Source organism: Actinomadura sp. 6K520 (assembly GCF_004349245.1).
Lineage (GTDB): Bacteria > Actinomycetota > Actinomycetes > Streptosporangiales > Streptosporangiaceae > Spirillospora.
In genome coordinates this window covers 1-1537 of sequence record NZ_SMLC01000389.1, presented here as the reverse complement: position 1 = coordinate 1537, position 1537 = coordinate 1, and the positions used below count along the sequence as shown (strand labels likewise).

The following is a 1537-nucleotide window of genomic DNA, read 5'->3' as shown; positions in this document are numbered from 1 at the left end:
GGGCGGATCGGCGGCGGGACGGGCGGACGGGACGGCCGGCAGGTCCAGCCGGGACAGCGCCTCCACCAGCTCGGCCGCCGTGGGCCGCGCGGCGGGATCGGGGGCGGCGGCCGCCGCGACCAGCGGGACCAGCTCGGCGGGCACTCCCTCGGCGGGCGGGGAGCCGGCGGACGTCCCAGAGCCCCCGGTGGCCCCGGTGGCCGCGAACGTCACGGCCGCGGCCCACGCCCGGACGTCCCCGGCGGCGTCGGCACCCGCCTCCAGCCCGAAGTCGACGACGACGGGCGCGCCGTCGACCACCAGGATCGTCTCGGGCCCGAGCCGGCCGTGCGCGAGGCCGGTGGCGTGGATGGCGTCGAGCGCCTTGGCCAGCCCGAAGGCCAGCCGGCGCAGTTCGGCGCCCGAGACCGGCCCCCGCTCGGTGACCGTCTCCGCCAGCGGCCGCCCGGGGACGAACCTGGCCACGACGTAGGGCCGGGGTCCGGCGTGCTCACCGTCCAGGACGTCGACCACGTAGGGGCTCAGGACCTCGCGCATCCGGGCGAGGTCGGGCGCCGCGTCCGGCGGGAGAAGCCGGATCGCCACATCCCGGCCGTCCGGCCCGGCGGCGCGCCGGACGGCACCGGCCGCGCCGCCCGGCCGGGTCAGCAGCCGGTAGGCACCGATCCGCTCCATCACAGGCCCGGGATTCCGGAGACGAGATCGCGGACGTCGGCGCGCAGGCTCTCCAGATCCTGGCTCATACCGTCCAGCGGTGTGGTGTCGGGCGGCTTCTCCTGGGACAGCACGACCAGGACGCCCGCGAAGATCCCCAGGATCAGGGCGGCGGCCAGCGCGGCCTCGGCGCGCGGCAGGAGCGCGCCCCAGATCCGGGCGAGCTGCCGCCGGGGCGGGCCGCTGCCCGGTGCGAGGCAGAGCAGCACGATCACCGCCATGGCGGAGTAGGCGATGGCCGTGGAGGCGGTCATGCCAGAGTTGGCGAAGACGAGGACGCCGAGCAGGATCATCCCCGCGGTGAGACTGAGCGATGTCCACAGGACGGTGGACATCAGCGCGCCCGGCAGGTGCAGCGGCGTCCGGAACGCCGCCGCGACCGCGTCGCCGGTGCGCGGGCCCCGCCGCGTCTGGCGTCCCTCCATGCCCTGGGCGGCCTTGTCCGCCATCCGCAGGACGAGCACGCCGCCGGCCGTGACCAGGAGCGCGAGCAGCGGCACGATGTTGGCGAAGCCGAGCAGCCCCACCAGGACGATGAAGCCGAGCAGCCGGTACCAGCCGTAGGGCTTGCGGCGGTCGCGGTCCGCGGCACGCGCCGGGTCGGCGCGCCGCTGCGCGTCCTGCGTCCGCTGGTCGTAGGGGCCGCCCTGCTCGGGACGGCGCTGCTCGGGACCGCGCTGCTCGGGGCCGCGCTGCAGCGCCCCGGGCGGGGGCTGGTTCGGCGGCGGGCCGTACTGCGGCGGGTATCCGCCCTGGGCGTACGGGTCGGCCGGCGGGTAGCCGCGGCCCTGGAACTGCTCCCCCGCCTTGAAGGGGGCGGGGC

The 1537-nt window shown here is 77.6% G+C and carries 2 pseudogenes; both read right to left on the bottom strand.

The annotated features are described in order from the left end of the window. Window positions 1-675: pseudogene (locus E1289_RS37540) on the bottom strand (hypothetical protein); the annotation flags it as partial. Further along, window positions 675-1537 (bottom strand): annotated as a pseudogene (locus tag E1289_RS38770) (hypothetical protein); the annotation flags it as partial. The pseudogenes E1289_RS38770 and E1289_RS37540, both read right to left, overlap by 1 nt.